General features: G+C 43.4%; 23 protein-coding genes. 15 read left to right on the top strand and 8 right to left on the bottom strand.

All coding sequences use genetic code 11. The features are described from left to right. Positions 1-23: 23 nt before the first annotated feature. From cysD to AC3E9V_RS02195, 8 genes are all read right to left on the bottom strand, one after another. Positions 24-929 carry a sulfate adenylyltransferase subunit CysD gene (cysD, locus tag AC3E9V_RS02230; protein ID WP_488751556.1) on the bottom strand — a complete coding sequence of 302 codons (906 nt, stop codon included), beginning with the start codon at positions 927-929 and terminating at the stop codon, positions 24-26. A gap of 3 nt (positions 930-932) precedes the next feature. Continuing rightward, complete coding sequence (gene cysC / locus AC3E9V_RS02225; protein ID WP_488751555.1) at positions 933-1529, bottom strand: adenylyl-sulfate kinase; 597 nt, start codon at positions 1527-1529, stop codon at positions 933-935. 160 nt (positions 1530-1689) lie between these two features. Then, positions 1690-2949: a nucleotide sugar dehydrogenase gene (locus tag AC3E9V_RS02220; protein WP_488751554.1), complete on the bottom strand. Its 1260-nt coding sequence runs from the start codon at positions 2947-2949 to the stop codon at positions 1690-1692. A 230-nt stretch (positions 2950-3179) separates the two neighbouring features. Then, positions 3180-4124 carry a UDP-glucuronic acid decarboxylase family protein gene (locus tag AC3E9V_RS02215; RefSeq protein ID WP_488751553.1) on the bottom strand — a complete coding sequence of 315 codons (945 nt, stop codon included), beginning with the start codon at positions 4122-4124 and terminating at the stop codon, positions 3180-3182. Then, positions 4124-4666, bottom strand: coding sequence for a dTDP-4-dehydrorhamnose 3,5-epimerase (gene rfbC / locus AC3E9V_RS02210; RefSeq protein WP_488751552.1), 543 nt, complete (start codon positions 4664-4666; stop codon positions 4124-4126). The genes AC3E9V_RS02215 and rfbC overlap by 1 nt, the downstream gene beginning before the upstream one ends. Further along, a complete protein-coding gene (gene rfbA, locus AC3E9V_RS02205) occupies positions 4657-5523 on the bottom strand; it encodes a glucose-1-phosphate thymidylyltransferase RfbA (protein ID WP_488751551.1) in 867 nt (288 codons plus the stop codon). Before rfbA ends, rfbC begins: the two co-directional genes overlap by 10 nt. A gap of 312 nt (positions 5524-5835) precedes the next feature. Next, positions 5836-6882: a dTDP-glucose 4,6-dehydratase gene (gene rfbB / locus AC3E9V_RS02200; protein ID WP_488751550.1), complete on the bottom strand. Its 1047-nt coding sequence runs from the start codon at positions 6880-6882 to the stop codon at positions 5836-5838. A 101-nt stretch (positions 6883-6983) separates the two neighbouring features. Beyond that, positions 6984-8003: an NAD-dependent epimerase gene (locus AC3E9V_RS02195; protein WP_488751549.1), complete on the bottom strand. Its 1020-nt coding sequence runs from the start codon at positions 8001-8003 to the stop codon at positions 6984-6986. A gap of 92 nt (positions 8004-8095) precedes the next feature. Between AC3E9V_RS02195 and AC3E9V_RS02190 the strand changes: the two genes are divergently transcribed. The 15 genes from AC3E9V_RS02190 (at position 8096) to rodA (ending at position 22988) form a co-directional block, all read left to right on the top strand. Beyond that, positions 8096-8749 carry a heme exporter protein CcmB gene (locus AC3E9V_RS02190; RefSeq protein ID WP_488751548.1) on the top strand — a complete coding sequence of 218 codons (654 nt, stop codon included), beginning with the start codon at positions 8096-8098 and terminating at the stop codon, positions 8747-8749. 14 nt (positions 8750-8763) lie between these two features. Next, entirely contained in the window at positions 8764-9423 is a 660-nt protein-coding gene (gene ccsA / locus AC3E9V_RS02185) for a cytochrome c biogenesis protein CcsA (RefSeq protein ID WP_488753689.1), read from the top strand. Beyond that, positions 9416-9634 carry a CcmD family protein gene (locus tag AC3E9V_RS02180; protein WP_488751547.1) on the top strand — a complete coding sequence of 73 codons (219 nt, stop codon included), beginning with the start codon at positions 9416-9418 and terminating at the stop codon, positions 9632-9634. Before ccsA (AC3E9V_RS02185) ends, AC3E9V_RS02180 begins: the two co-directional genes overlap by 8 nt. Before the next feature lie 5 nt (positions 9635-9639). Further along, complete coding sequence (locus AC3E9V_RS02175) at positions 9640-10044, top strand: cytochrome c maturation protein CcmE domain-containing protein (protein ID WP_488751546.1); 405 nt, start codon at positions 9640-9642, stop codon at positions 10042-10044. A gap of 6 nt (positions 10045-10050) precedes the next feature. Further along, a complete protein-coding gene (gene ccsA / locus AC3E9V_RS02170; RefSeq protein ID WP_488751545.1) occupies positions 10051-12585 on the top strand; it encodes a cytochrome c biogenesis protein CcsA in 2535 nt (844 codons plus the stop codon). Between the two features lie 185 nt (positions 12586-12770). Continuing rightward, a complete protein-coding gene (locus AC3E9V_RS02165; protein WP_488751544.1) occupies positions 12771-13328 on the top strand; it encodes a transposase in 558 nt (185 codons plus the stop codon). Between the two features lie 160 nt (positions 13329-13488). Next, positions 13489-14301 carry a Rossmann-like and DUF2520 domain-containing protein gene (locus AC3E9V_RS02160; protein WP_488751543.1) on the top strand — a complete coding sequence of 271 codons (813 nt, stop codon included), beginning with the start codon at positions 13489-13491 and terminating at the stop codon, positions 14299-14301. A gap of 120 nt (positions 14302-14421) precedes the next feature. Then, complete coding sequence (locus tag AC3E9V_RS02155; RefSeq protein WP_488751542.1) at positions 14422-15297, top strand: geranylgeranylglycerol-phosphate geranylgeranyltransferase; 876 nt, start codon at positions 14422-14424, stop codon at positions 15295-15297. Next, positions 15288-15860 carry a phosphoribosylglycinamide formyltransferase gene (gene purN, locus AC3E9V_RS02150; protein WP_488751541.1) on the top strand — a complete coding sequence of 191 codons (573 nt, stop codon included), beginning with the start codon at positions 15288-15290 and terminating at the stop codon, positions 15858-15860. The genes AC3E9V_RS02155 and purN overlap by 10 nt, the downstream gene beginning before the upstream one ends. A gap of 44 nt (positions 15861-15904) precedes the next feature. Further along, on the top strand, positions 15905-17431 hold the full coding sequence (gene purH, locus AC3E9V_RS02145) for a bifunctional phosphoribosylaminoimidazolecarboxamide formyltransferase/IMP cyclohydrolase (protein WP_488751540.1): 1527 nt from the start codon (positions 15905-15907) through the stop codon (positions 17429-17431). Between the two features lie 61 nt (positions 17432-17492). Continuing rightward, positions 17493-18521 (top strand): rod shape-determining protein, encoded by a 1029-nt coding sequence (locus AC3E9V_RS02140; protein WP_488751539.1) that lies wholly within the window; start codon positions 17493-17495, stop codon positions 18519-18521. A gap of 7 nt (positions 18522-18528) precedes the next feature. Next, positions 18529-19350, top strand: a complete 822-nt coding sequence (gene mreC / locus AC3E9V_RS02135) for a rod shape-determining protein MreC (protein ID WP_488751538.1) — start codon at positions 18529-18531, stop codon at positions 19348-19350. Next, the gene (locus AC3E9V_RS02130) at positions 19347-19862 is read left to right on the top strand and encodes a hypothetical protein (RefSeq protein ID WP_488751537.1); all 516 of its coding nucleotides are present in this window, start codon (positions 19347-19349) and stop codon (positions 19860-19862) included. The genes mreC and AC3E9V_RS02130 overlap by 4 nt, the downstream gene beginning before the upstream one ends. Then, positions 19859-21751 (top strand): penicillin-binding protein 2, encoded by a 1893-nt coding sequence (gene mrdA, locus AC3E9V_RS02125; RefSeq protein WP_488751536.1) that lies wholly within the window; start codon positions 19859-19861, stop codon positions 21749-21751. The genes AC3E9V_RS02130 and mrdA overlap by 4 nt, the downstream gene beginning before the upstream one ends. Beyond that, entirely contained in the window at positions 21720-22988 is a 1269-nt protein-coding gene (gene rodA / locus AC3E9V_RS02120) for a rod shape-determining protein RodA (RefSeq protein WP_488751535.1), read from the top strand. Before mrdA ends, rodA begins: the two co-directional genes overlap by 32 nt. Positions 22989-23017: the final 29 nt, after the last annotated feature.

The following is a 23017-nucleotide window of genomic DNA, read 5'->3' as shown; positions in this document are numbered from 1 at the left end:
TGGTTAAAAGTCAATGGTCACTACTAAAAATATCCCTCGCGTTTTCTATCCTCCATGGCCGTCTCAGACCTTTTATCATCCTCTCTATTACCACGCTCGGTCTGGCGGGCTGCTGCTACCTCTTCTACGATCTTTGCCAGATCATCGGCATCTGATTCCACACCACCCGTAATGGTGATGTCTCCGAGGGTCCTGAATCTGATCTTCTTTTCAACGATCTCTTCTTTCGGGTCCATTTGGATAAAATCCGATACAGGAAGCCACGTGCCGTTCCTTCTGATCACCTTCCTGGTATGCGCAAAGTATAATGAAGGAATGTCAATATTCTCCGCAAGGATATATTGCCAGACATCCATCTCCGTCCAGTTGCTCAGCGGAAATACCCTGAAATGCTCGCCGTGATTCTGTTTTCCATTGAAAATATTCCATAACTCGGGACGCTGGTTTTTAGGATCCCACTGTCCAAACTCATCCCTATGGGAAAAGAAACGCTCCTTGGCGCGAGCTTTTTCCTCATCTCTCCGTGCGCCTCCGATACAAGCATCGAATTGATTTTCTTCCACCGTATCTAAAAGTGTCACTGTTTGGATGGCATTCCTGGTTGCGTTCTTGCCTTTTTCTTCAGCGGCTCTTCCATCATCGATCGATTTCTGCACCGATCCTACCACCAGCTTAGCTCCCAGTTTCTTCACCAGGCTGTCACGAAACTCCATGGTTTCAGGGAAATTGTGCCCGGTATCTATGTGAACCAATGGGAATGGGATCTTTGCCGGATAGAATGCTTTCCTGGCCAGGTGGGTTACCACTATTGAATCCTTCCCACCTGAAAAAAGTATTGCAGGATTTTGAAACTGAGCGAATACCTCGCGCAACACGTATATCGACTCTGCCTCCAGCTCTTTGAGGTGTGTTAAATTATAGCTCTTCATTTGCTATTTTAATTTTGGTACGATTTGATCGATTAATTCCTTTAACGACTCTTCTACGGTCTTATTTGCTGTCTTAATATGAACATCGGGATTTTCCGGTTGTTCAAAAGGTGAATCTATCCCGGTAAAATTAGGGATCTTGCCGGCTCTGGCCTTTGCATAAAGCCCCTTGACGTCCCGTTGTTCGCAGATCTCCAAAGGAGTATCCACAAAAACTTCCACAAAGTGCTCAGCGCCTACCAGCTCTTTGGCTTGCTGACGATCTTCTTTAAAAGGCGATATAAAGGCGGTCAAAACCACAATGCCAGCATCCACGAAAAGTCCGGATACTTCGGCAATCCTGCGGATGTTTTCTTTACGACTTTCATCAGAAAAATCCAGGTCTTTGTTCAGGCCCGAGCGCACATTATCGCCATCCAGGATATAAGTCTGAAAATCATTTTGAAACAAATACGTTTCGAATGCTCCGGCCAAAGTAGATTTACCAGACCCGGAAAGCCCAGTAAACCAGATCAACTTAGGAGCATACCCATTTTTCTCTATGCGATCCTTTAGCTTGATGGCATGGTCATGGGGGATTATATTTTCTTTTGCGTCCAATTGCCGGAATGCTTAATGTTTAAAGTTTTACAAAAACACAAACAGAAAAGTTTTTGCGTAATCTCCGTTTCTTAGATAGTACAGTTCAATTTTTCATCCAACTCTTCTGATGAAGTCCTCCATTTCCGAAAAAAGCCGAATAATTGAAATATTCTATGCTTTAAAGGCGCGAATCTACAAATTTAACAGGTAAAATGCCTTTCACATCAAAGATTATTGAAACATTCTTTCGGATTTGCTCCCAGGACATCTCTTTGAATTCTTCGTGAGCCACAGCTAAAATAACTGCCTGATAATTACCCAAGCCATCCATAGCATTCAACATTTGAATTCCATATTCCTTCTTCACTTCTTCCAGGTCAGCATGCGGATCGTAAACGTCTGTGCTAATACCGTAATCCTGTAGCTCGCGGTAAATATCAATCACGCGGGAATTTCGAATATCGGGACAATTTTCTTTAAACGTGATCCCCAATATCAGAACCCTGGTGTTCTTATTTAATTCCTTCCTTTGAGACAGCAACTTTATCGTTCGCTGTGCCACATAGGGTCCCATGTTGTCATTGATCTTTCTGCCGGAAAGGATCACCTGGGAATGATACCCCAGCTCCTCTGCTTTGTAAGTCAGGTAAAAGGGATCTACCCCTATACAATGCCCGCCTACAAGCCCTGGAGAAAATTTCAGAAAGTTCCACTTGGTCCCGGCAGCCTCCAGCACTTCTTTGGTATCTACCCCAATCCGCTCAAAGATCAGAGAAAGCTCATTGACAAAAGCAATGTTAATATCCCGCTGGGCATTTTCGATCACTTTTGCCGCTTCTGCCACCTTGATGGAGGATGTTTTGTGAGTGCCTGCAGGAATAATTGACCTGTAAAACTGATCTACCCGGTTGGCAGTCTCAGGTGTGCTCCCACTTGTCACCTTCAGTATGGAGGTTAGCCGGTGGACTTTATCGCCCGGATTGATGCGCTCCGGGGAATAGCCGCAATAAAAGTCTTTATTGAATCTTAAACCACTTCCCGCTTCGAGTATGGGTACACAAACTTCTTCTGTACAGCCGGGATACACCGTAGATTCATAAACCACGATATCTCCGTTTTTTAAATAAGGCGCAAGGGTTTCGGAAGCTTTCTTTAAAGGGATCAGGTCGGGTTTCTTGTGGTTGTCTACAGGCGTAGGTACGGTAACTATGTAAAAGTTACTCTCCTCAAGACTCTCAGGATGACTCGAAAATTTCAGGTTTTTTGCCTCGAGCAGCTCTTCCTTATTTACTTCGAGGGTTTTATCAATTCCCCTTTCAAGGTCAGCAATCCGGCTAGGATTTATATCAAAACCAATAGTCGGATATTTTTTGCCAGCCTCCACCGCTAAGGGCAGACCTACGTAACCTAAACCGATGATTGCTATTTTGTAGTTCATAACAGGGAATAAAAGTCATCCCGAAACTAAAATTTATAATGCAATTTTTAACATCCAAAAAATGTCATACCGTAATGAAATGGAGGTATCTTTCTTTTATTTGAAATTAGTTTAACCAAGTTTGAAATATTTGTGAATTCGAGAAAGATTTCTCCTTCGTCGAAAAGACATTTTTTGGGTGAACAAAAATTTTAGCGCCTGAAAATCTTGAAATATCAAAATTCAAGCGCTTATCCAAGCACTTTCTCCTTAAAATAATCCAAAGTCGGCTTCAGGCCTTCAGCCCTGGTAAACTTTGGTTCCCAACCCAGCACTTCTCTCGCCAGTGAAATATCCGGCTTCCGCTGTTTGGGGTCATCTCTGGGAAGGTCCAGGTACTTGATCTTTGAATTACTGCCGGTCAGACGAATGATCTCCTCCCCAAATTCATTGATGGTGATCTCTTCCGGGTTTCCGATGTTAACCGGGCCTGAGTAATCGCTCATTAACAATCGGTAAATCCCTTCTACCAGATCATCCACATAGGTAAAAGACCGGGTTTGTGATCCATCACCAAATGCTGTGAGGTCTTCGCCCCTCAACGCCTGCGAAATAAAAGCTGGTAAAACGCGACCATCGTCCAGCCGCATGCGTGGACCAAACGTATTGAATATCCTGACGATCCGTGTCTCCAACCCGTGATAGGTATGATAGGCCATGGTCAAGGCCTCCTGAAAGCGCTTTGCCTCATCATACACGCCCCGCGGACCTACGGGATTTACATTGCCCCAGTAATCTTCCTTTTGCGGGTGTACCAACGGATCTCCATAAACCTCGGAAGTAGAAGCAATAAGCATTCTGGCCCCTTTATCCTTTGCCAGGCCCAGGCAATTGAGCGTCCCCAGTGAGCCTACCTTCATCGTCTGAATAGGCATTTTCAGATAATCGATGGGGCTGGCAGGGGATGCAAAATGGAGAATGTATTCCAGATCTCCCGGAACATGGACAAACTTGGATACATCATGATGATGAAATTCAAAATCCTGATTCCCCATCAGGTGTTCTATATTCCGTATATCGCCAGTCAAAAGGTTGTCCATGGCCACCACATGATAGCCTTCTTTGATAAATCGATCACACAGGTGAGATCCCAGGAAACCGGCGCCTCCGGTTATGAGTACTTTCTTTTTTGCCATTAGTCAAATAGTTCTGCGTTAGCCAGTGAAGGTTGCTGTTTATCCTTCTCGGAAATTATAGGCAAACCTACCACTCCCCAGTCAATTTTCAGTTCAGGATCGTTATAAATAACACCTCCTTCGGATTGGGGTGCATAGAAATTATCTACCGCATAGTAAAAAACCGTATCATCTTCCAATGTATAGTAGCCGTGAGCAAACCCTTTAGGTATTAAAAGCAGGGTGTCCTGAGAGGTAATTTCCAACTTGAAATACTTTCCAAAAGTTGGGGAGCTTTTTCTCAGGTCTACAGCAATATCAATCACACCCCCGGATATGACCCCCACCAGTTTAGACTGCGCATGAGGCTGCCTTTGGTAATGTAGTCCCCGAAGTACATTTTTACCTGACTTGGCAAAATTGATCTGCTTTACGTCAAAATCTAAACCCGTCTCAGCAAATTTCTTCTTATTGAATGATTCCAGGAAAAAGCCCCGATCATCACCATAAACCTTCGACTTAATGATATAGCAATCCTTAAGAGGCGTGTCTATTACTTCCATTTCAAGACCTGTTTTAGGTAAGCACCATAACCACTTTTCATCAATGGTTCTGCTAACTCCAATAGCTGATTTTCATCGATAAAACCCATCCGGTAAGCGATCTCTTCGATACAGCTTATTTTTAAACCCTGACGCTCTTCTATGGCATGGACAAACTCACCCGCCTGAATGAGTGACTTGAAAGTACCTGTATCCAGCCAGGCGGTACCCCGATCCAGCTTCTCAACCGACAATTTTCCTGCTTTCAGGTACTGATTATTAACTTCTGTGATCTCCAACTCTCCCCGTGCGCTGGGTTTAATGGATTTCGCAATTTCTACCACTTTATTATCATAAAAGTACAGTCCGGGTACCGCGTAATTTGATTTAGGACTTTGTGGCTTCTCTTCAATGGAAATGGCTTTACCATATTGGTCAAACTCCACTACACCATAGCGCTCCGGGTCCTGTACCCGATAGGCGAAAACGATCCCGCCATTAGGATCTACACAGGACTGGAGCTTCTTGGAAAGACCTGACGCATAGAAGATATTATCTCCAAGGATCAACGCTACAGAATCTTTGCCGATAAACTCCTCACCTATAATAAATGCCTGGGCCAGTCCTTCCGGCCGCTCCTGTACAGCATATGTAAAATCACAACCCAGCGACTTGCCATCTCCCAATAGTTCTTTAAAGAGCGGAAGGTCTCTCGGTGTGGAAATAATTAGAATTTCACGGATCCCTGCCAACATTAGAACTGACAAGGGGTAATATATCATGGGCTTGTCGTAAACCGGCAGTATCTGTTTACTGACTGAGTAGGTTAGTGGATGAAGTCTGGTCCCGGATCCTCCGGCTAAAATAATTCCTTTCATAATGTTTGCTTTTAGCTTTTGGCTGTTAGCCAATAGCTTTCATTCAATTTTTCATTCACAATTCATCATTTTCAACTTGCTTATTGCGCATTGCTTACTGCCTACTAACATTAGCTGTTAGCTGTTGGCTTTTAGCCTTTAGCTATTTACTATTTTATTTGAGATTTAAAAAAGTTCAAATTTAGACTAACTAGTGTTTGTCCATAAAGTAAGCTTAGTGAGAAAAAGAGAAACAAAAAATACCAATATTCCCCTTTAGAAAAAGGGGTGAAGGGGAATGTTAATATGAAATTCATTTTTTGTTTCTCAACTCTAATTAGCGTAATGTTCTTCATAGTAGTTTTTATAATCCCCCGATGTGACATCACTGAGCCACTTTTCATTAGCTAAGTACCAGTCTACCGTCTTTTCCAGCCCTTCCTCAAACTGCAGTGACGGTTCCCAGCCAAGCTCATTTTTGATCTTAGTGGCATCAATGGCATAGCGGAGATCATGGCCTGCCCGGTCTTTCACGAAAGTGATAAGCTTCCGGGATGCTCCGGCCGCTCTTCCTAATTTCCGGTCCATAATATCACAAAGGAGGTTTACAAGATCAATGTTTTTCCATTCATTGAACCCCCCGATGTTATAAGTTTCGCCTGTTCTTCCTTTATGGTAAATCACATCGATAGCCCGTGCATGGTCTTCTACATATAACCAGTCCCTGATGTTTTCTCCTTTCCCGTAAACAGGGATCGTCTTCTCATTTTTAATGTTGTTGATGGTTAAAGGGATCAGCTTTTCAGGGAAGTGATACGGCCCGTAGTTGTTAGAGCAGTTTGAAATGATCACAGGCAAACCGTAGGTGTTTTGGTATGCTCTTACAAAATGATCTGATGATGCTTTGGATGCCGAATATGGAGACTTAGGGTCATAGGGTGTCTTCTCCGTAAAGAAGCCCTCATCCCCTAAAGAACCATAAACCTCGTCTGTAGAAATGTGGTAAAATCGCTTTCCTCCGAAATCACCCCAATTTTCGCGGGCTGCATTTAGCAATGTGACGGTCCCTATAATATTGGTTTCGATAAAAGTCAGTGGGTTTTTAATGGACCGGTCCACATGGGACTCCGCTGCCAGGTGGATCACCCCGTCAAATTGCTCATCCTGAAAAAGCTTTTCTATAAATGCTTTATCACAAATATCTCCCTTAACAAAGGTATAGTTTGGAGCCGATTCCACATCCCGGAGATTTTCCAGGTTTCCGGCATACGTCAGTTTATCCAGATTGACTACCTGGTAATCGGGATAATTCCGAACAAAGCGACGGACTACATGTGACCCGATAAATCCTGCACCCCCGGTGATTAAAATCTTTTTCATGATTTAAACATTAATGACATTAAGTTAAGCAGGTTTCTATAAGTCCTCTCCCTTAATCCCTCTCCAAAGAGGGACAGGTGGAACTTAACTAATGGCATGATTTATACATTATAATAATCCCTGTACCAGCTTACAAAATTTTTTATCCCCGTTTCTATGCTTGTAGAAGGCTTGTAACCAACCGCCTTCTGCAACTCTGATACATCTGCAAATGTAGCCGGCACGTCTCCCTTCTGAATGGGCAAATAGTTGATCCTGGCTTTCTTCCCAATCTCTGACTCAATCAGCTGGATAAATTGCATCAGATCGATAGGCTTGTTGTTGCCAATATTAAAGATACGATACGGCACATAGCTGGTGGCAGGGTCCGGATGGTCAGAGTCCCATTCTTTGTTGGGCTCAGACACGTGACCTATGAGCCGAAAAACACCTTCCACCACATCATCAATGTACGTAAAATTCCGGGTCATTTTTCCCTGGTTAAAGACGTCAATAGGCTTCTCTTTCAATATTCCTTCTGTGAATAGAAAAAGGGCCATATCAGGCCTTCCCCATGGTCCGTATACAGAAAAGAAACGCAACCCGGTGGTAGGTATACCAAAATTAACTCCATAAGCATGCGCCATAAATTCATTACACTTCTTAGACGCGGCATAAAGTGATAATGGGTGATTAAGGCTTTGATGCTCTGAAAAGGGCATTTCGGTATTGGCACCATATACGGAACTGGATGATGCAAACACCAGGTGCTTAATTTCAAAATACCGGCAGCCTTCCAAAATATTCAGAAACCCGGTAATATTCGCATCTATATAGTCCTGCGGATGGGTCAGGGAATGCCTCACTCCTGCCTGAGCCGCCAGGTTTACTACATAATCAAAAGCATGATTCCGGAATACATCCATCAATTGCTCCTTTTCAATAAGGTTAAACCGGTAAAATGTAAACGTTCCGGATGATTCAAGGATTTTAATGCGGTCTTCCTTTAAGGCTACGCTGTAGTAATCATTCACACAATCTATACCTACTACCTCAAATCCTTCATCCAGCAACCGTTTTGCTAAATGAAACCCAATAAAACCCGCTGTCCCGGTAACTAAAATCGGTTTTTCCTTATTCAAATTCTGATCAGTTTTTACAATGCTAGAAGCAATTCTGGCTTTTTACAAATAAACCAGGGGGTAAGTAATCGTTTAGTAAGTAATTTTGCGCGATGATTACCCAAATCAAGTGGCTAATTTATAAAGACCTGCAAATAGACTGGCGTACCCGGTATCCTGTAGCGGGAATTTTGTTATACATCACTTCGCTGATCGTCACTTCATACATGGCTTTTACCGGATTTATTGAATGGGAAACCTGGAATGCCTTGTTTTGGCTGATCTTGCTGTTTATTTCCATCAATGCTGTGGCAAAAAGTTTTTCCCAGGAGGATGACCGCACGCTGTATTACTTTCACCTGATAAAACCGGAGAGCATTATTGTAGCAAAACTGGTTTATTATAATCTTTATCAGCTGGTCCTGGTGAGCCTTTCCCTGATCCTTTTTAGCTTGTTTTTAGGTTTCCCTGACATGCTTACCGGCGCTTTTATCCTAAACCTTGTACTGGGATCTGTGGGCCTTTCCTCAGCTTTTACCATGGTCTCTTCTATTTCTTCGAAAACCAACAACAATGCGGTCATGATGGCCATCCTTGGTTTCCCGGTGATCATTCCCATGCTGATATTGGCTATATCCAATTCTCAGGTGATTGTTTTAGGAGGGGCATTAAGCGACATCTCGGGGAACTTAATTACACTCCTGAGCGTGAATATTATTATCATTGCGCTGACTTATATTTTGTTTCCTTTTACCTGGAAATCTTAGTTATGGATTATTTGTTGCGGACAGATTGGTGGAAATGGCTGGCAGTAGTTTTGTTAGGGTATGTGTTTGTGGGTGGCCTGCTTTTTACTGTCCCCCGGCTACCTATCCTCAATGAGACCATACGGGTGTTGCATTTTCATGTGCCCATGTGGTTTGGGATGCTTTTCCTGTTTTTAGGTTCGGTAATTCAAGCCATCAGATACCTGGCCAACGGCAATACAAAAAACGACATCTACAGCAATCAGCTGGCGCAAGTGGGTACTGTGTTTGGAATCCTGGGAATGCTTACCGGAATGTTTTGGGCTACTTTTACCTGGGGTGAGCCGTGGAGTAGTGACCCAAAGCAAAATGCTTCAGCCATCGGCTTGCTGATCTACTTTGCTTACTTCATTCTGAGAGGATCCATCCAGGACGAGCAGCAAAGAGCCAGGATTTCAGCAGTGTATAACATATTCGCTTTTGCGGCATTGATCCCATTGCTCTTCATCCTGCCAAGAATGACCGATAGCCTGCACCCTGGTAGCGGTGGTAACCCTGGTTTTAATGCTTACGATCTGGATAGTAACTTGCGACTGGTATTTTATCCTGCAGTTATTGGGTGGACCTTGTTGGGTTTTTGGATTGCTACGCAAAAAATTCGATTAAAAATATTATCAGAAAAAGCAGATGATTAAGATCATATATCTATTAGTGAACTTCTCATGGATAAAAGCGGTTGGTTTTGGCAACTTGCTGGCCCAAATCCCAATGGCCGATACTTTTAGGGCAGATGGAAAGATCTATGTAGTGCTGGCCGTTATTTTGATCATTCTGGCTGGTCTGTTTGTTTATTTATTCAGGCTTGACAAAAAGATTAGAAAACTGGAAGAAGAGATAAAAAAGTGATAAGAATGAAAAAGAGTCACATTTTAGGAATTATCATCATCGCAGTGGCTATTGTGGTAATTATGTCCACTGCGGGCGATGCCAGTGCCTATGTCACTTTTAAAGAAGCAAAAGAGCTGGCTGAAGGCGGAAACAGCAATAAGATCCATGTGGTTGGTACGCTGAAGAAAAACGCAGAAGGGGAAGTTGTAGGGATAGAAACCAGTCCGGATATGCTATCTTTCAAGTTTGAAATGGTTGATGAAAACAATGTGACGCAGGAGGTTTTTCACCCAAACCCCATGCCTACTGATTTTCTAAGATCAGAACAAGTGGTGGTGGTGGGATCCTACCAGAACGGCAATTTTGTAGCAGAAAAAATACTCCTTAAATGTCCTTCCAAATACCAGGAAGAAGGAGTAAATGTCTAAGCGATTATGATTCATCTCTTTGTTGGAAACCTCGGCCACTTTCTGGTCATCACTGCTTTTGTCTCTGCTCTTCTGGCAACATACGCATTTGCCAAAGGCATAAACCCCACCGGCTTAGATGAGTCTGATAAAAAGTGGGATGACTTTGCAAGGTGGGCATTTTATATCCATGCTGCTTCGATCTTCTGTATCGTCGCAGTGCTATTCACCATCATCAGCAATCATTATTTCGAATACCATTACGCTTACAATTACACCTCCAAAATATTACCAGTTTATTATCAGATCTCCAGTTTTTGGAATGGTCAGGAAGGTTCGTTCTTACTGTGGATGTTTTGGAACGCCCTATTAGGATTGATCCTGATCCATACCAATAAGTCCTGGAGAGCATCTCTGATGGCCGTGTTTTCTTTCACTCAGGTCTTTTTGGTCTCTATGATCCTTGGGGTAGTGATTTTTGATGTGAAAATTGGCAGCTCTCCTTTCTTGCTGCTCCGTGATGTGGTAAATGACCCCATTTTTGACGTGGACCCAAACTTTGTACCTGAAGATGGCCGTGGACTAAACCCTTTGCTGCAGAACTACTGGATGGTGATCCACCCACCTACATTGTTTCTCGGATTTGCCACCACAGTGATCCCTTTTGCTTACGCCATTGCCGGACTTATAACGGGCAAGTTTAAGGAATGGATAAGACCTGCTTTACCGTGGGCACAATTTTCAGCAGCCGTGCTGGGTGTAGGGATATTAATGGGAGCATACTGGGCTTACGAGACGCTCAACTTCGGTGGCTACTGGAACTGGGACCCGGTCGAAAATGCCATTTATGTGCCCTGGTTGGTACTGGTAGCTGGCATCCATACCATGATCGCCTTTAAGAAAAACGCGAGTGCATTAAAAGCCTCTATCCTCCTGGTAATAGCTACTTATGTCCTGATTGTGTACTCTACATTTCTGACCAGAAGTGGAGTTCTGGGGAATGCGAGTGTACACTCATTCACAGATCTGGGACTTTCAGGACAACTACTGATATACCTGTTTGTCTTCATTGGGCTCTCCACTTGGCTATGCATTAGATCCTGGAAAAAACTCCCGGGCGGTGATGAGGAAGTTTCAGCATACTCTCGTGAGTTTTGGATATTTATGGGAGCCACCATTCTGTGTCTTATGGCTTTCCAGGTTATTCTGCCTACATCCATCCCGGTTTGGAATGAGCTGGTGTCTGCATTTGGAGGTACATCCAATATTGCTCCTCCGGCTGACCAGATTGCTTTTTATTCTCAGTTTCAGCTCTATTTTGCGATCGCACTGGCCATTTTATCCGGAACGGGTCAGTTCTTTTGGTGGAAGAAAATGGACAAAAAGAAGCTGAAAGAGGCCCTTACCATTCCCGTACTTCTGGCGTTGATCATTTCAGCATTGATCTTCGTTATAGGCAAGATCCATGACATCTGGTACATGCTACTACTGACGGCCTCAGTTTACTCCATTGTAGCAAATGGAAAGATCCTGATCTCCGTTTCAAAATCAAACTTCAAGCTCTCGGGGGGTTCGATTGCCCACATAGGCGTTGCTTTCATGCTTATTGGAATTCTGTTTTCGTCCGGATATTCTAAAATACTTTCAAAAAATAATACCGGTCTTCTTTGGAGTAAAGAGTTTCCCGATGAGGTCAACCAAAACAACCTGCTGCTTTTTCTGAATGAACCTCGCCAGATGAGCGACTACTCTATGGTCTACAAGGGATTGAGAAAACTTACTGCGGACTATGGGTATGTGGATGCCAATGACGTCCTGGGAGCTTCAAACCCTTTGGAACTGATCATCGAAAATGATACAAAAACCAGCTCCGGAAAAGAGCTAAAGGCAGGAGATACCGTTGGCATCATCAACCCGGAAAACAGCTATTTCGAGGTGGAATATGAAAAACTGAACGGAGAAAAGTTTACACTATATCCCAGAGTCCAGGTCAACGAGACCATGGATATGATTGTCTACTCTCCGGACATCAACCGAACGCTGAAAGCCGATCTATACACGCATGTAAGGACCTTCCCGGACCCTGAGCAGGAAACCGAATGGAGTGAAATTGAGGAGATCACTGTGTCACCGGGATCACAGTTTTTTATCAATGATTATGTGGCGCGATTTAAGGAGATACTACCCGTAAGGAACATTCCCAATGTTACTCTAGGACCAAATGATGTCGCGGTGAAAGCTATTATAGAAATAGAAGGTGAGGAAAAAACGTACCTGGCAGAACCAATCTACGTGATCAAGGACAATATGGCGGGTCGTATTCCTGATGTGGTCAATGACTTAGCTTCCAGAATAACCATCCAATCTATTCACCCTGAAGAAAATGCCTTTGTTTTTGGATTAAGCACTACTCAGAAAGACTGGATTATCATTGAAGCTGTTGCTAAACCATGGATCAATGTCCTTTGGCTGGGGACGTTGCTACTTGTAATTGGTTTCGGCGTAGCTATATCTCGCAGATATTCTGAATTTAAAAAAATGCGGGATAAAGGAATGGAATGAGTCTTTTGGCCGAGGGTCGGTAGTGGTCGGACGACTGTTTTAGATCGATACCCGAAACACAATATTAAACGTAATTTTTTCGAAAAGTCGTCCGACCACTACATATTAGCATTAAAAAACCGTCGTCCGAACGCTATGCCTTTTATATATTTCCAGCTCATCGTCAGACAACTAAATGTATTATTATGCAACTCCATCCCAATTCGATTTTTCATTTATACAACAGAGGGAATAACCGTCAGCCAATATTTTTCAGGGATTCGAATTACCGGTTCTTTCTGAAGAAAGTCAGACAAAAACTAACTCCTTATTCAGATATCTTCGCGTATTGCCTTATGCCAAACCATTTTCATTTTATGATCAGTACAGAGGATAATTTTAATAAAGATGGGTTTGTTAAAAACTATCGAATTATATTAAGTTCCTACACCCGAGCCATTAATCTTCAAGAAGGAAGAACGGGATCCCTTTTTCAACAAAAATCGAAAACGAAAGAAATTCAATCCGATGAATATGCCCTTATATGTCTCAATTACATCCATCAAAATCCTGTGAAGGCGGGCCTTGTTGAACAAATGGGTGATTGGGAATACTCTTCTTTTAAAGATTATACTGCTATGCGAAAGAATGGGATAAGTGAATGTGAGAAAGCCATCGAACTACTTGACCTCCCAAATTCAGCATCATTTCAGAATTTTTCGGAGAGTATTCTCCCTGAGAACTATTACGAATCAATTTTCTAGAGCAAGTGGTCGGGCAACGTTTCAGAGTGGTGGTCGTTGGACGTCAGCAGTGGTCGGACGACTGTTTTTAGATCGATACCCGGAACATACAAAATTAAAAACGTGATTTTCGAAGAGTCGTCCGACCACTACATACATCGTCAGACGATTGTCCTTAACTATGAGAAAGCAAACAAAATTAAAAACATCCTATTCTAAAGAGTCGTCTGACCGATATCAGGTCACCATTATTGGTACTGGAAATGTGGCTTACCACCTCGCTGATCGATTTAGTAATAGAGGACATCATATCACCATTGTGAGCCGCTCACGGGAAAAAGGAGAATCTTTTTGTTCAGAGATTGGCAAGGAATTTTCACTCATTTTTGATGATAGTCATCTTGTTTCTGACCAGGATTTTGTGATCCTTGCGGTTCCTGATAAGCAGGTTTCCAAAGTGCTGGAGAAATATAATTTTGAGAATACCATTCTTTTACACGCCAGTGGAGCACTTGATATGGAAATTTTTAAAGGCAAGAGCTCATCACACGGTGTACTCTACCCATTTCAGACATTTACCAAAAAGAAAACAGTTGATTTTTCAGAAATTCCGATCCTGATCGAGGGGTCGGATAGAAGAACGCTGACGGAGATCCAACGCCTGGCAGAAGAGCTTGGGCCCAAAATTTACAGACTTACCTCACCGGAACGACTCAAAGTACACCTGGCAGCTGTCTTTGCATCTAATTTCACCAACAATCTTTTTACGATAGCAGACAAGCTTCTAGAAAATTCCCCCCTTCAGCTCGGAGACTTCAAACACCTGATTTGTGAGACTGTAGAAAAGGCCATGGAAATAACTCCTGAAAAAGCCCAGACAGGACCTGCTATCCGTAATGACCATGAGGTGATGCATAGGCATCTGGAGGTGTTAGAGGATGAGGATTTAAAACAGCTTTATATGCTACATAGTAAGCTAATCCGGGGAGATTAATTCGTGTCTGCTCTTGCTCATAATAAGCATTTCCTAATATCACTTTTTACATTAAATGTGATAAAAGTCGTTTCTTTGTTATTAAGGATAATATTAACTCCTTTAGTAAACAACCTTTTTTTGAAAAAGCTCCTGAAATATGATTTTATCGGCTTTCTGCAGGCCAGCAGAATCCCCAACCTGATCATCATTGGAGCAACCCAGTATTTTACAGCTATTTTCTTAGTGGATGATTATTCCGGGAAGGAAGAAGCCATTTTTTCAATTGGCTTTTTTTTCATGATCTGCAGTACCGTGATGATTGCAGCAGGCGGGTACATCATCAATGATTATTTTGATCAGAAAATTGACATGATCAACCGGCCCGACAGGGTGATCGTAGGTATAAAATTCAGACGCAGGCTGGCCATCCTGGCTCACCTCGTTCTCACCTTTTTCGGCATTAGCCTGGGTTTTTATCTGGACATTAAAATTGGTGTCATTCACATTTTTTCCGCCTTCGGTTTATGGTATTACTCCAATTACCTCAGACGTCTGACTTTGCTGGGAAACCTGGTTATTGCGTTTTTGACGAGCCTTACACTATTGCTGGTTCCTGTTTACATGGGCCGGAATGAAACCCTGGTATACCTTTATTCACTATTCGCGATGGCCATCATCCTGATCCGTGAAGTCATCAAGGATATTGAGGATGTAAAAGGTGAGTCTGCTGTGGGCTGTCAGAGCATTCCGGTGATCTGGGGGATACGGGGAGCCAAAATTTTTATCTACCTGGTAGCATTTGCCAGCTCGGCTGTCCTGATCTCATTTTTAGTCACTATCAACAACTGGATCGTTATTGGATATTTCTCTCTGCTTCTGCCGCTTTTTGTCTGGTTTATTTACAAGCTTGTCCGTGCTGATCGTCATGCTGATTTCAAAATGCTGAGAAACTTCACAAACATTGTCATCTTTACGGGCTTATTGAGCATGATAATGATAAAACCATGGCTGTAAACCTAGTGATCTTCGCGTCCGGAAGCGGATCCAACGCTGAGAATCTTATAAAATCGTACGAACAAGAAAAGGACCTCAATATCTCTGCGGTTTTTTGTAATAACCCAAAAGCCTTTGTCATTGACCGGGCAGAAAGACTGGATATCCCGTGTGAAGTCTTTGACCGGGAAAGCTTCAGGTCTGCACCCTTCCTTAATAACCTTAAAGCTTACAAAGCTGATTATATCATCCTGGCAGGTTTTCTTTGGAAGATCCCCCAGTATCTGATCGAAGCTTTCCCTGATAAAATCATCAATATTCACCCGGCGCTTCTTCCGAAATTTGGTGGAAAAGGCATGTACGGCGCTTATGTTCACCAGGCTGTTATTGAGAGTGAGGAGCCAGAGTCAGGAATCACCATTCACCTGGTCAATGAAAACTATGACGAGGGAAGGATACTTTTCCAGGCAAAATGTCCCGTTACCCCTACTGATACCCCCGATACCCTGGCAAAAAAAATCCACGAATTAGAATACAAACACTTTCCTGAAATAGTAGCAGATTACATACGAAAAACCACTTGAGAAAAGTTGATAAATCTTTAGCTTTGCAGCTTATTTTCAGGCACATGAGTGAAGTAAAGATCAAATCAGCACTAATTTCAGTTTTTTATAAGGATGGTCTCGGACCAATAGTTGACAAACTCCACGAGCTAGGCGTAGCGCTATACTCCACCGGAGGTACACAGAAATTCATAGAAGAAAGAAACATCCCTGTAACTGCGGTAGAAGATATCACAGAGTACCCTTCCATTTTCGGGGGCAGGGTGAAGACATTACACCCGAAAGTCTTCGGAGGTATTCTGCATCGCAGGGATCATGAAGGAGATCAAAAAGAAAAAGAACAATACGAGATCCCTCCTATTGACTTAGTGATCGTTGATCTTTATCCTTTTGAAGAAACGGTAGCGGGCGGAGCAAGTGAAGAAGACATTATTGAGAAAATAGACATAGGAGGAATTGCCCTCATCAGGGGTGCTGCTAAGAACTTCAAAGATGTCCTCATTGTAAGTTCCAGAAATTATTATGATGAGTTTCTCGATCTGCTAAACACACAGGAAGGCAAAACATCGCTTGCAGACCGTAAGCTTTATGCCACCAGGGCGTTTGATACTTCATCGCACTACGACTCTGCAATTTTCAACTACATGAATGGTGATGGAGCAGTTCCTTCATTCAAAATCAGCGCCGGAAACGGACAGGTTTTACGCTATGGCGAAAACCCGCATCAAAAAGGCGTTTTTTACGAGGATTCCAAACCATACTTCAAGCAGATCCATGGTAAAGAAATTTCCTACAATAATCTTGTAGATATTGAGGCTGCCATTCAGCTGATCGGAGAATTTGGAGATGAGACGGCTTTTGCCATCCTGAAGCACAACAATGCCTGTGGTGTCGCCCTGGCTGATGATGTGAAAACCGCTTATGAAAAAGCTTTTTCTGCCGATACCATTTCTGCTTTTGGGGGAATTTTAGTCACCAACAAAGAGGTTACAAAAGAAGCAGCAGAAGCTATGCATAGTCTCTTCTTTGAGATCCTGATCACCCCATCTTTTTCAGATGAGGCGCTGGAAGTTCTGAAACAAAAGAAAAACCGGATCTTACTGGTGTTGCAAAAATCCTGGGATAGAAAAACTACCTATAAAAGCATGCTGAATGGTACTTTGGTACAGGATTATGATTACATTACTGATAGCAAAGAAGACCTGAAAATAGTCACCAAAAAGGCACCTGCAGCTGAGGAAGTTGAAAGCCTGCTGTTTGCCTCCAAAGTATGTAAGCAGTCCAAGTCAAACACCATCGTACTGGCTAAAGATGGTCAGCTTTATGCAAGTGGCGTAGGCCAAACCTCACGGGTAGACGCTCTGGAACAAGCCATCGAAAAAGCCAGGAAATTTGATTTTGATCTTAACGGAGCAGTAATGGCCTCTGATGCTTTTTTCCCGTTTCCTGATTGCGTGGAGATTGCTCATAAAGCTGGAATTACGTCGGTTATTCAGCCAGGTGGATCTGTAAAAGACCAGCTTTCTATCGATTATTGTGATGAAAATAATCTTTCTATGGTGTTTACCGGAACGAGACATTTTAAACATTAGTAAAACCAAGGAATAGATACTAAATTCGTAACTTTCCCGACCAAAATACAGCGAACAGAACATGGGTTTTTTCGATTTCTTTAACAGTGATATTGCCATCGACCTGGGTACGGCAAACACCCTCATTATCAGCAAGGATAAGATCGTGGTAGACGAACCGTCAATCATTGCCATTGACAAGCATAACAACAAAGTCCTGGCGATCGGCCGTGAGGCAATGCAGATGCACGAGAAGACTCACGAAAACATAAAAACCATCCGTCCGCTGAAGGACGGGGTAATTGCCGACTTCCATGCGGCAGAGCATATGATCCGGGGAATGATCAAAATGATCGATAATGGCAGCAAAAAATGGATGCCGTCTTCTCACCGCATGGTCATCTGTATCCCCTCAGGAATTACCGAGGTGGAAAAGCGAGCTGTACGGGACTCTGCCGAGCATGCAGGAGCTAAAGAAGTTTACATGATCCACGAACCCATTGCTGCGGCAATTGGTATAGGTATCAACATTGAGCAGCCTGTTGGCTCCATGATCGTGGATATCGGGGGAGGAACTACGGAAATCGCTGTGATTGCTTTGAGTGGTATCGTCTGTGATCAGTCCATCCGCGTAGCGGGTGACTCTTTCAATAAAGACATTCTGGATTACATGAGACGCCAGCATAATCTGCTGATAGGTGAGCGTACAGCAGAGCGTGTGAAAATTGAGGTAGGTTCTGCACTCACGGAGTTGGATGATGGACCCGAGGATTACGAAATCAGGGGGAGAGACCTGATGACGGGTATCCCAAAGGTGATCAAGATCTCTTATTCGGAAATTGCTTTCGCCATTGATAAGTCTGTTTCTAAAATTGAGGAGGCAGTGCTCAAAGCGTTGGAAATCTCGCCACCTGAGCTATCAGCGGACATTTACGATAACGGCATCTACCTGACCGGAGGAGGTGCTCTTTTAAGAGGTTTGGATCGGAGGCTTTCTATGAAGACGAAACTTCCTATCCATATTGCTGAGGACCCCCTGAGAGCCGTAGTAAGAGGCACGGGTCTGTCCCTCAAAAACCTTAATCAATACAAAGCGGTATTAATGACCTAAAGATTGAATGCAGAGATTATTTAACTTCCTTTATCGGTTTAGAACCTTCGGGTTATTTCTGTTATTGGAAGGATTCTGTGCGTGGCTCATTATAGTATACAACAATCGTTACAATGCGGCATTTTTGAATTCCTCAAATGCGCTTGTTGCAAGTATAAATCACGTCTCCAGCAACACCAGTGACTATTTCAAGCTCAAAGAAATCAACCAGCGGTTGGTAGATGAGAACCTTCTGCTGCGATCGCAGCTGGCAAAAATAAATCGAGGCAACCTCCTGGTAAACACAGATACCAGTGAGTCTCCGTTTGTTTTCTTTGATGCCAAGGTTATCAATAATACCTTTCGCCGATCTATGAATTATCTCACCCTCGATGTAGGAGCAGAAGATGGAGTAGAACCAGGGATGGGTGTGATATCCGGACTGGGGGTTGTCGGGCAAGTGAAGTCGGTTTCCAAACATTTTACAACGGTCACCTCACTTCTTCACAGAAACCTGATGATTTCAAGCTCAATACAGCGAACAAATACCCTTTGTACCGTGCAATGGGATGGTCAGTCTCACCTGGAAGCTGAACTAAAATACATACCGCGACATATTCAAATCAGGGAAGGAGACACTGTGACCACATCAGGCTACAATGCGGTTTTCCCGGAAGGAATTATGATAGGAACCATCAGCGATTTTAGCCTACAAGAAAACGACGTATTCTATGCTGCCAAAGTAAAGCTTGCTGTAGATTTCAGCTCATTGCATTACGTGTACCTGATCGAAAACAAACTAAAAGAAGAGCAGGATAGCCTGGAAATGGAAAGTGAGGTGATCCAATGATCAGGGTTAATTACATACAACAAGCACTGAACCTGATCATCTTTTTGATCATACAGATCCCCCTGCTCTATAAAACAATCCTGTTTGATAAAGCTTTTGGGTTCTTTTATATCGGTTTCATTCTGCTTTTGCCGTATGACTTAAGCCGTAGCTGGACAATGGTAATTGCCTTTCTGTCCGGATTGATCATAGATATTTTTTCCAATACACCTGGCATACATGCTTCGGCTTGCGTACTTATAGCCTTCATCAAAGATTACTGGTATGACGTGGTGATGGGCAATTCCGATGATGACGTATACCTCGACTGGAATGAGCTTGGCATCTGGGGGTCGTTAAAGTACCTGATGCCGCTGATCCTTTTCCATCACCTGATTATTTTTACTGTAGAAAATGGTGGATTCTCCGCTTTTGGATTTTTATTTTCCAAAATTCTGTTAAGCACCATATACAGTTTTATAATTGTTTTTGCGCTGGTTTTTTTAACAGCACCCAGAGGTAGAAGGATATGAACGGAAGAAGTCTCATCATACAGGCAATTATTATTCTCTCTGCTTTGATCTTCTCGATCAGGCTCTTTTCCATTCAGGTGGTAGATGACGAGTACAAGCTTGCAGCTGAAAATAACATCATCCAAAAAATCGTAGACTATCCTTTTAGGGGTTTGGTTTATGACCGGTTTGGGGATCTCATCGTTTACAATACTCCCGTTTATGACCTGATGATCGTCCCAAAAGAGGCTAACCTGAGAGACTCAACAGCCATTTGTAACCTGCTGGGTATTACCCATCAGCAGTTTGAGGAAAAGTTTGCCAGGGCCAAAAAATATTCGCCTATTCTGGCTTCAAAGTTTATGGAACAGCTGCCCAATGAGCTTTTTGCCCGGGTCCAGGATAAGATGGTAGCTTATGAAGGATATTATGTGCTCCCGCGTACTGTGCGGGAATACCCCCAAAGCATCCTCGCAAACACCCTGGGCTATATGGCCGAGGTAGACCGGACTGATCTGCGACGTGACACCACCAACTACTACAAATCCGGTGATTATATTGGTAAAATCGGTCTGGAAAAACAATACGAATCGTACCTGAGGGGAAAGCGCGGGGTACGCTATAAAATTGTCAATGTACAGGGAGTCGTTAAAGGTGAATTCAGAGAAGGGGAATACGATACGGCATCCATCCCGGGCAAAAACATCAAATTGACCATCAATACGGAGATCCAGCAGTATGCTGAGAAACTCCTTGCCGGAAAGGTCGGCAGCCTGGTAGCCCTTGACCCAAAAACAGGAGAGATCCTGGCTTTGGTCTCCACGCCATCTTATGACCCCAATCTGCTCAGCGGTCGTGATGTGAGTAAGAATTATACAAAAATTGAAAAAGATAGCCTTAAACCACTCTTTCACCGGGGGCTTCAGGCTCAATATCCTCCTGGTTCAATGTTTAAGACTGTCCAGTCACTTATAGCCATGCAGGAAAGGGTAGTTACTCCAAACGAAAAAATCATGTGCGATGGGGGGCCGATGGGGGATCTTGCACCTCCCGGACTTTACGATATAGAAAAGGCCATTACCTATTCTTCCAACACCTATATGTACAAGATCTACAGGAGGATGATCCTGCAAAACGAGCATGAAGATATGTACATAGATTCGAGGATCGGGATGGAACGGTGGCATAATTATGTCAGCGGATTTGGACTGGGAAGTCCGTTGGGAATAGACCTGCCAAATGAGCAAGCTGGCTTTGTACCAAACATTCAGTACTATGACAAAGTGTATGGTACCAATCGCTGGAAGTTTTCAAATGTATACTCATTGAGTATTGGGCAGGGGGAGCTGCTGGTAACACCCCTCCAAATGGCTAACCTTGGCGCCATCATTGGCAATAAGGGCTTTTATTATACACCGCACATTGTCAAATCAATCGACGGGGAGCCAGAGCTTATCTTCGAAAAAAATAATGCGGGTATTGATTCCATACATTATCAATACGTGATCGACGGAATGGAACGAGTGGTACGGGAAGGTTCCGGAAGAAGGGCTTTTATCCCGGATCTACCCATTTGTGGAAAAACAAGTACTGTACAAAACCCGCATGGTGAGGACCATTCCGGCTTTATGGGCTTTGCACCTAAAGATGATCCCCGGATTGCTATCGCAGTATACGTGGAAAATGCCGGGTGGGGTGGACGAGCAGCAGGTAGCACTGCCAGCCTCGTTATCGAAAAATACATCAAAGGAGAGATTAGCCGCCCCTGGGTAGAGGAGTATGTACTCAAAGGAGACTTTGCTGATCCTAAACCTAAGAAAAAGGAAGTCAAGAAAGACACCGCCGATCAAACAACTGAAAAACCTATAATTGCAGCCAATGAGGGAGAATCAGCTGATATATCGAATTGATTGGCTTACTGCCTTTATCTTTCTGATTCTCGTGATCAGCGGGTGGCTCAATATCTATGCAGCCGAATACGATCCTGATCAGGCACTCAGTATCTTCAGCCTCAGTACCAGCGCCGGTCGTCAGCTCATATGGATAGGAACGAGCATTATATTAATTGCCGTGATCATGATGTTGGACTTTCGGTTTTACGGTTCCTTTTCTTATATCATTTACGGAGCTATCATCCTATTGCTTATTGGAGTTTTGATATTCGGACAGGAAGTTGCAGGCTCTAAAAGCTGGTTTCAGCTTGGCAGCTTTAAGTTTCAGCCATCAGAGTTCTCAAAATTTGCCACCGTTTTGGCTCTGGCCAGGTTTCTAAGCAAACCCACTCGAAAAACCAATGCATTAAAAACCCAGGCTATTGGGTTTATGATCTTTTTATTGCCCGTTTTACTTATCATCATCCAGGGAGATGCCGGTACTGCAATGGTTTTTTCCGGATTGGTACTGGTCCTATTCAGGGAAGGTATGCATCCGGTTATACTTATTGTAGCGGTTGGTGTGGTGGTTTTGTTTTTACTAACATTACTTGTGAGTCAGATGGTATTGCTCATCGGTACCGTGGTGGTAACGTTACTTGCTCTGGGCCTGGTTGCAAAATCACCATCAAAAGTGGCCATAGTTATCATCTCAGGAATACTGGCCGGGGGGTTTATCCGAAGTGTGGATTTTATCCTGACGGACGTCCTCAAGCCACACCAGCAAAAGCGAGTAATGTCCCTTATTAATCCCAATGCTGATCCGCTTGGGATTGGGTGGAATGTGACTCAGTCCAAAATCGCTATCGGTTCTGGTGGACTGACGGGCAAAGGTTATCTGGAGGGCACGCAAACGAAGTTTGATTTCGTTCCCAAGCAGACCACCGACTTCATCTTTTCCACCATTGGCGAAGAACAAGGCTGGTTTGGCTGCTTCGTCCTGGTAGCCCTTTTCGTAACCCTCTTCCTACGGGTTATTTATTTGGCAGAGCGCCAAAAATCAACTTTTGCCAGGATCTATGGGTATGGAGTTGTAGCTATACTTTTTGTTCACTTTGCGCTGAATATAGCTATGACGATTGGTCTGTTTCCGGTTATTGGCATTCCTCTGCCATTCTTCAGCTACGGAGGATCTTCACTTTGGGGGTTCACCATCCTGCTATTTTCCTTCCTGAAGCTGGATGCTCACAGGATGCAGGTCCTGCAAAGGTGGTAGTCCATTGGGATTGATTGAGAAACTTCGCA

The sequence above is a fragment of the Marinoscillum sp. HNIBRBA16962 genome, from assembly GCF_057801515.1.
Note: the sequence above shows the minus strand (reverse complement) of the source record. Positions and strands in the feature narration are given on the sequence as shown.

Excerpts from the sequence above, each read along its gene's own strand:
- ccsA (WP_488751545.1), top strand. The coding sequence starts at position 10,051 with ATGATTCATCTCTTTGTTGGAAACCTCGGCCACTTTCTGGTCATCACT.
- rfbB (WP_488751550.1), bottom strand. The coding sequence starts at position 6,882 with ATGAAAAAGATTTTAATCACCGGGGGTGCAGGATTTATCGGGTCACAT.
- rodA (WP_488751535.1), top strand. The coding sequence starts at position 21,720 with ATGAGGGAGAATCAGCTGATATATCGAATTGATTGGCTTACTGCCTTT.
- AC3E9V_RS02165 (WP_488751544.1), top strand. The coding sequence starts at position 12,771 with ATGCAACTCCATCCCAATTCGATTTTTCATTTATACAACAGAGGGAAT.
- AC3E9V_RS02160 (WP_488751543.1), top strand. The coding sequence starts at position 13,489 with ATGAGAAAGCAAACAAAATTAAAAACATCCTATTCTAAAGAGTCGTCT.
- AC3E9V_RS02140 (WP_488751539.1), top strand. The coding sequence starts at position 17,493 with ATGGGTTTTTTCGATTTCTTTAACAGTGATATTGCCATCGACCTGGGT.
- AC3E9V_RS02180 (WP_488751547.1), top strand. The coding sequence starts at position 9,416 with ATGATTAAGATCATATATCTATTAGTGAACTTCTCATGGATAAAAGCG.
- AC3E9V_RS02220 (WP_488751554.1), bottom strand. The coding sequence starts at position 2,949 with ATGAACTACAAAATAGCAATCATCGGTTTAGGTTACGTAGGTCTGCCC.
- AC3E9V_RS02175 (WP_488751546.1), top strand. The coding sequence starts at position 9,640 with ATGAAAAAGAGTCACATTTTAGGAATTATCATCATCGCAGTGGCTATT.
- purN (WP_488751541.1), top strand. The coding sequence starts at position 15,288 with ATGGCTGTAAACCTAGTGATCTTCGCGTCCGGAAGCGGATCCAACGCT.
- rfbC (WP_488751552.1), bottom strand. The coding sequence starts at position 4,666 with ATGGAAGTAATAGACACGCCTCTTAAGGATTGCTATATCATTAAGTCG.
- rfbA (WP_488751551.1), bottom strand. The coding sequence starts at position 5,523 with ATGAAAGGAATTATTTTAGCCGGAGGATCCGGGACCAGACTTCATCCA.
- cysD (WP_488751556.1), bottom strand. The coding sequence starts at position 929 with ATGAAGAGCTATAATTTAACACACCTCAAAGAGCTGGAGGCAGAGTCG.
- purH (WP_488751540.1), top strand. The coding sequence starts at position 15,905 with ATGAGTGAAGTAAAGATCAAATCAGCACTAATTTCAGTTTTTTATAAG.
- mreC (WP_488751538.1), top strand. The coding sequence starts at position 18,529 with ATGCAGAGATTATTTAACTTCCTTTATCGGTTTAGAACCTTCGGGTTA.
- AC3E9V_RS02190 (WP_488751548.1), top strand. The coding sequence starts at position 8,096 with ATGATTACCCAAATCAAGTGGCTAATTTATAAAGACCTGCAAATAGAC.
- AC3E9V_RS02215 (WP_488751553.1), bottom strand. The coding sequence starts at position 4,124 with ATGGCAAAAAAGAAAGTACTCATAACCGGAGGCGCCGGTTTCCTGGGA.
- mrdA (WP_488751536.1), top strand. The coding sequence starts at position 19,859 with ATGAACGGAAGAAGTCTCATCATACAGGCAATTATTATTCTCTCTGCT.
- AC3E9V_RS02130 (WP_488751537.1), top strand. The coding sequence starts at position 19,347 with ATGATCAGGGTTAATTACATACAACAAGCACTGAACCTGATCATCTTT.